This is a genomic window from Mixta sp., assembly GCF_024610815.1.
GTDB lineage: Bacteria > Pseudomonadota > Gammaproteobacteria > Enterobacterales > Enterobacteriaceae > Mixta > Mixta calida.
Window position 1 is genome coordinate 1 of record NZ_JANION010000241.1, and the last position, 6,095, is coordinate 6,095.

Annotated in this window: 3 protein-coding genes; all 3 read left to right on the top strand. The window is 53.8% G+C overall.

Translation table 11 applies throughout. From position 1 onward, the window contains the following. Positions 1 to 172: 172 nt before the first annotated feature. The 3 genes from MYY08_RS18340 (at position 173) to MYY08_RS18350 (ending at position 5,013) form a co-directional block, all read left to right on the top strand. Complete coding sequence (locus MYY08_RS18340; RefSeq protein WP_288015348.1) at positions 173 to 1,564, top strand: diaminobutyrate--2-oxoglutarate transaminase; 1,392 nt, start codon at positions 173 to 175, stop codon at positions 1,562 to 1,564. A gap of 6 nt (positions 1,565 to 1,570) precedes the next feature. Next, positions 1,571 to 3,043 carry a pyridoxal phosphate-dependent decarboxylase family protein gene (locus MYY08_RS18345; RefSeq protein ID WP_288015346.1) on the top strand — a complete coding sequence of 491 codons (1,473 nt, stop codon included), beginning with the start codon at positions 1,571 to 1,573 and terminating at the stop codon, positions 3,041 to 3,043. Positions 3,044 to 3,450: 407 nt separating this feature from the next. After that, positions 3,451 to 5,013 (top strand): methyl-accepting chemotaxis protein, encoded by a 1,563-nt coding sequence (locus MYY08_RS18350; RefSeq protein WP_038623743.1) that lies wholly within the window; start codon positions 3,451 to 3,453, stop codon positions 5,011 to 5,013. The last annotated feature ends 1,082 nt before the right edge of the window (positions 5,014 to 6,095 follow it).

The following is a 6,095-nucleotide window of genomic DNA, read 5'->3' on the forward strand; positions in this document are numbered from 1 at the left end:
AATAACCTTTTGATTTATCATGGTAAATTAATAAATAAATATACACAAAATAATCAATTGAGCCGCAGACGGAAAAAACCTATATTATGCCGGCCTTAAACAAGGCGTTAACCTTTAAATTTATTTTTTCAACCATTGCGCTACTTATCGCCATGGTTGTAGGAGAGATATGATGACGGATAAAGTCCGTATTGATACTTTAGGTGCTAATTCATTGAACAAAAATAATAAAGATTATTTAGAAAGACAGGATGCGTTCGAATCGAACGTCAGAAGCTATCCGCGCAAATTGCCTTTAGCCATTGCGAAAGCTCAAGGCGCCTGGATCACTGACGTTGAGAATAATCAATATCTTGACTGCCTGGCGGGCGCTGGAACGCTGGCGCTGGGACATAACCATCCTGACATCCTGCAAAGCATCCAAAATGTCATTACCAGCGGCTTGCCGTTACATACTCTTGATCTCACGACGCCGTTAAAAGACGCCTTTTCGGAATATCTGCTTTCTCTGCTGCCGGGCGAAGGCAAAGAATACTGCCTGCAATTTACCGGCCCGTCCGGTGCGGACGCGGTTGAAGCGGCGCTGAAGCTGGCGAAAAAAGTGACCGGTCGTTCCGGCGTCATCAGCTTCTCCGGCGGCTACCACGGCATGACGCACGGCGCGCTGGCGGTAACCGGCAACCTGTCGCCGAAAGAAGCGGTCGACGGCATGATGCCTGAAGTGCAGTTTATGCCTTATCCCCATCTCTACCGTTGCCCGCTGGGCATCGGCGGCGAGGCGGGCGTTAAAGCGCTGAGCTACTACTTTGAAAACCTGATCAACGATGTGGAAAGCGGCGTGCGCAAACCGGCGGCGGTGATCCTGGAAGCCGTACAGGGCGAAGGCGGTGTTAACCCGGCGCCAGCCGAGTGGCTGCAACGCATTCGCAAAGTGACGCAGGAGCACGGCATTCTGCTGATCCTCGACGAAGTGCAGGCGGGCTTCGCGCGCACCGGCAAATTCTTCGCCTTTGAACACGTGGGTATTGAGCCGGACATTATCGTGATGTCTAAAGCGGTAGGCGGCGGTTTGCCGCTGGCGGTGCTCGGTATTAAAAAACAGTTCGACGCCTGGGCGCCGGGCCACCACACTGGCACCTTCCGCGGCAACCAGCTGGCGATGGCGACCGGCCTGACCACGCTGAAAATCCTGAAAGAGAACAACGTCGCGGGCAAAGTGGCGGAGCAGGGCGAGTGGCTGAAAGGCAAGCTGGTCGAGCTGCAAAAACGCTATCCGGTGATTGGCCATGTGCGTGGCCTGGGCATGATGATCGGCATTGAGATCGTTAAGCCGGACGCCGCGCAGGATCACATGGGCTGCTACCCGGCCGACGGCGAGCTTTCCGCTCTGTTGCAGAAGAAGTGCTTTGAGTCCGGGCTGATCCTCGAACGCGGCGGACGTCACGGCAGCGTGCTGCGTCTGCTGCCTTCTCTGCTGATCACCAACGATGAGCTGGCGATCTTCCTGGAGAAATTCGAAAGCGCCCTGTTAGCCGCAGGCGTTAAGCCTGTCGCGGTGGAGTAAAAAGCGATGACCAGTGAAAATCCTATCCTGGCGGCTTCGGCGCAGAGCATCGAAGCCTACCAGCAGGCGATAGCCCAGAGCAGCCAGGCGGTGGTGCAGTGGTTGCAGCAGCCTGAAATGTATCGCGGGAAAACCGTCAATGAGCTGCGCGATCGCATTCAGCTCGACTTTAATCCGCAGGGGTTAGGCAATCAGGCCGCCATCGAGCGGGCGGTTGAGTACTTCCTGCAGGATAGCCTGGCGGTGCATCATCCACAGTGCGTGGCGCATCTGCACTGCCCAAGCCTGGTGGTGAGCCAGGCGGCGGAGGTACTGATCAACGCCACCAACCAGAGCATGGACTCCTGGGACCAAAGCCCGTCGGCCACCATTATTGAAATGAAGCTGATCGAATGGCTGCGCGCCCAGGTCGGCTATCAGGCTGGCGACGCGGGCGTCTTTACCAGCGGCGGCACCCAGAGCAACCTGATGGGGCTGATGCTGGCGCGTGACGCCTTCTTCGCGCGCGCCGGTCACTCTGTTCAGCAGGATGGCCTGGCAGGCGATCTGCGCAAGCTAAAGGTTTTCTGTTCTGAAAACGCCCATTTCTCGGTGCAGAAGAATATGGCGTTGCTGGGGCTCGGCTATCAGTGCGTCACGCTGGTGAAAACCGATGAGCGCGCGCGTATGGATGTCGACGATCTGGCAACGAAGCTGGCGCAGGCGAAAGCCAACGGCGAGCAGGTGATGGCGATTGTCGCCACCGCTGGCACCACTGACGCAGGCGCCATCGATCCGCTGCGCGCCATCGCCGCGCTGGCGGCGGAACAGCAAATTTGGGTGCATGTGGACGCGGCCTGGGGCGGGGCGCTGTTGCTCTCCGAGCATTACCGCGACTATCTGGACGGCATTGAGCTAATGGATTCTATTACGCTGGACTTCCATAAGCAGTTCTTCCAGACCATCAGCTGTGGCGCCTTCCTGTTGAAAGAGGCGCGCCATTATGAGCTGATGCGCTATCAGGCGGCCTATCTCAACTCCGAGTTTGACGAAGCGCAGGGCGTGCCGAACCTGGTTTCTAAATCCTTGCAGACCACGCGCCGTTTCGATGCGCTGAAGCTGTGGATGGGGCTGGAGGCGTTAGGACAAAAGCAGTATGCCGCGATTATCGATCACGGAGTGACGCTGGCGCAGCAGGTGGCGCGTTACGTTGACGAGCAGGATGCGCTGGAGCTGGTAATGCAGCCGCAGCTGGCGAGCGTGCTGTTCCGTTATCGTCCGCAGGCGTCGCTGCCCGGCGGCGAGCCTGCCGTGGCGCTGCTGAATCAGCGCATCGGCGACGCGCTGCTGGCGTCAGGCCGCGCCAACGTCGGCGTCACGGAGTTTAACGGCGTGACCTGCCTGAAGCTGACGCTGCTTAATCCGGCGGCCGGCTTTGAGGATATCAAAGTGCTGCTGGCGCTGGTGGAGACCACTGCGCAACAGCTGCTGACGGCTTAAACAAACGTCTGTGTGGACGCTGCGGGTAACCGCAGCGCCTCTGGTAAAGGGGCTCCAGGCCGGTGCGCAATGCACAGGCCGCTCTGCTGTCGTAAATTAACAGCTACCCGCCAGGGGAAGCTGCTCTTTGGACTATAACGCTAAGATGCTGTTTGCACGTTTATTATGAGAATTTTATCAAAAGGCGGCCGAAAAATGACAACAGGCAAAGGGATGCAAAGGACGACCCGGAAGGAAACAGAAGTAAGCACCGCAGCAGCATAAGAAAATTTTAGAATTTTTTAACTTTCCAATCAAATACCTGCATTGAAACTGCTTCAAACAGCCGCTTTAGCCTGCAAGAGAACTTAAACTCGTCTCTGGAAATGCCGATATATAAGGTACGATTCTGTATTGAGACATTTCTAATGACCATAAAACGCAGTTCATTGTTAATTCTGATTACGCTCTTAGGCATTTTCATGGTGAGTTCCGTCACTAACGCCTGGCTGTTCGTCCGCAGTAACAACTCCCTTGATAGTGTGAATAAAGAGATCCGCGTGGTGCTGTCGATCATCGATCCGATCAACCACAGCCGCAACCTGCGCGTGCATCTGATGGAATATATGAAACAGCTGGAAAAAGGCGATATGGAAAATGCCAACGCCCGGCTGGCTGGCGTGGATACGCTGGTGCAAAAAATGGATGACGCCTTTGACGCCTATGTAAAAGCGCCGCGTCTGGAGAACGAGGATGCGCTGCTGCAAGCGTACCAGCAGGCCTGGATGGCTTATAAGCAGCAGGGGATCGAGCCGCTGATGGCCGCCGTGCGCAATGGCGATCAGGCGGGATTCACCAATCAGCTCGCGGTAGTGGCGAAGCTGGACCGTCAGTATGAAATCGCGCTGGATAAGGTGCTGGCGCTGCATGAGACCTATGCGAAGCAGCTGAACGTCACCGCTCAGCAGAATTTCAACTTCTCGGTGCTTATGCTGGTCATTTTTGCCGTGCTTTTTCTCTTTATTATCGGCCTGATCTACTTCCTGCTGAAAAAATACCTGCTCGACTCCCTGTTGGCGGCAAAAGAGCAGTGCAGCAAAATCGCTGAGGGGCAGCTCCAGCATACCGTGCCGGTGAGCGCCGCCTCGCGCAGTGAAATTTCTGATGTGCTGCGTTCTATCGAGCAGATGCGCCTGTCTCTGATTCAAATCATCAGCCAGGTACGCGACTCCTGTCATAGCGTCGCTAACGCATCACAGGAGATCGCTGCGGGTAATATCGATCTCTCTTCCCGCACCGAGCAGCAGGCGTCGGCGCTGACGCAGACCGCCGCCAGCATGGAGGAGTTGAGCGCAACGGTGAAACAGAACACCGATAATGTCTATCAGGCCACGCGCTTAACCCAGGAAGCGGTACAAGCGGCGCAGACCGGCGACGACGTATCGAAAGAGGTGATCACCACCATGAGCGGCATCACCGAGAGTTCACGTAAGATTGAAGAGATCACCTCCGTGATCAACAGCATCGCATTCCAGACCAATATTCTGGCCCTGAACGCAGCGGTCGAAGCGGCGCGTGCCGGAGAAGAAGGGCGCGGCTTCGCCGTGGTCGCCGGCGAGGTACGTAATCTTGCGCAGCGCAGCGCCGCCGCCGCGCGTGAAATTGAGGGACTGATTAAAGATTCGGTAAGCAGCATCAGCCAGGGTTCGCAGCAGGTCACCAAAACCGGTGAGGCGATTGCTAACATCATCAACACCGTTTCCCGCGTCAATGCGCTGATGCAGGAGGTTTCCACCGCGTCTGACGAGCAAAGCCGCGGCATCCTGCAAATCGAACAAGCGGTAACGGAAATGGATGGCGTGACGCAGCAGAATGCGGCGCTGGTGCAGGAATCCGCTTCAGCGGCCTCTTCGCTGGAGGAGCAGGTCAACTACCTGAAAAACACCGTATCGGCATTCCAGCTGCCGGTTCACTCAGCATCGGCTCACTAAGCGTCTCTGTTCATTCAGGCGGTCGTAAAAGGCCGCCTCTTTCTTTCCGCAGCAGCCGGGTAAAAGTGAAAGCGTTTACAGCTAAACTTAACCGTAACGGATGCGCGCCGCTCACACGCTTAGCGCAAGCGGCAGGCGGCGCGCTTAATCGTATCCCGCTAACCGGCAAAAGCTGAAGCGTAGCGCGGCCTGTAAATAACCGTTATCGCTGATGCAGTAAACATGGTTTTCGAAAAACCGAACGAGTAGATGAAAGAGCGATTTTTTTCCATAAATCTCAGGGGGAAATCGACGTCTTACCCCTTGTTAAAGAACGATTTTAAGAAAACCCTCATCGCCTTTTCGCTATTTATGGTTGGATTTTTATTCAATAGTCATTTTTATGGTGAAAATGCGCGGTACAGAAATAAAAAATATGCTGAACCGAAGCTAATAACTGGGCGGATATAAAATGGCCCTGTTATTAGGATTAACCTGAAGTGTTACAGAAGGCGTTGACGGCGCTATAACGCACTAACTCTATGATTGTCATGCCATAAGTGCCTGTTACAGCGCTATCGGATTTTTCGCTAAAAGGTTTCAGCCATAAGGGGTCAAACTCCAGGAATGCTACTGTATTGCTAATGTGACGTAGATCTCAATCATTGACAGTTTGTGCTCCATTCATTACTTGAGTTTGTCAAAACAAACGAAGCGCTAGCGCGTTAATTAGCCGATAAAACATTAAATATTGTGAAAGTAAATGTGCTCTGAACGCATGAATAAGACGATTTGCCGTACATATATTACGATGTCTTAACTAATATTTGGGCGGCATGGCATAATAACCCTATTTTTAAGCAGGATTCTCCGCCCTGTAAGCGCGGCAAAATGCGACAGCAAACTGTGATGTCCATCATAAAATCATAAGCAGAATTTAACAAGAAAGGGGGTAAAAAGGGAAGGGCATTAGTAGAGATAAAGTACTTCCCGGCCCCTTTTCCTGAATACGTAAAGAAAAGTAAGCCGGGAAATGCCTGAAATAAAGGGTTTTAATGTAACTGTGTTAAAAGAAAGCCTGCAAAACAATTGCGCCCGGACTG